Raw genomic sequence first — 278 nt, 5'->3', positions numbered from 1 at the left:
TCCACGAAACCAACACAGGCCACCACCGCCTCGATCAGACGCACCGGATCAACCTGCAGCAGGTCGCGATAGCGCTCCTGCTGGAAATGCTCGGCCACCGAATCACCGAGGCCGACGATCAACGCGGCGGCCCCCGCGATCAGCATGTGCGTGCGCAGGCCAGCGGCGTGCTTGCCCATCTCGCGCTCGACGCCAAGCACGCCGCCGAACAGCATCGCGGTCGCGACGCGCAGCAGGATCGAGACATCCTGGGTAAGTTCCATGGGTCAGGCTCCGGG

The 278-nt window shown here is 66.5% G+C and carries 1 protein-coding gene; it reads right to left on the bottom strand.

The annotated features are described in order from the left end of the window. The coding region (locus tag EN852_RS40650) for an MgtC/SapB family protein (protein ID WP_189546705.1) at positions 1 to 263 on the bottom strand (263 nt) is incomplete at its 3' end. Between the last annotated feature and the right edge of the window lie 15 nt (positions 264 to 278).

This window comes from Mesorhizobium sp. M2E.F.Ca.ET.209.01.1.1, from assembly GCF_004010375.2.
GTDB lineage: Bacteria > Pseudomonadota > Alphaproteobacteria > Rhizobiales > Rhizobiaceae > Mesorhizobium.
The sequence above is the reverse complement of the archived record's forward strand: the minus strand, read 5'-3'. Positions and strand labels throughout refer to the sequence as shown.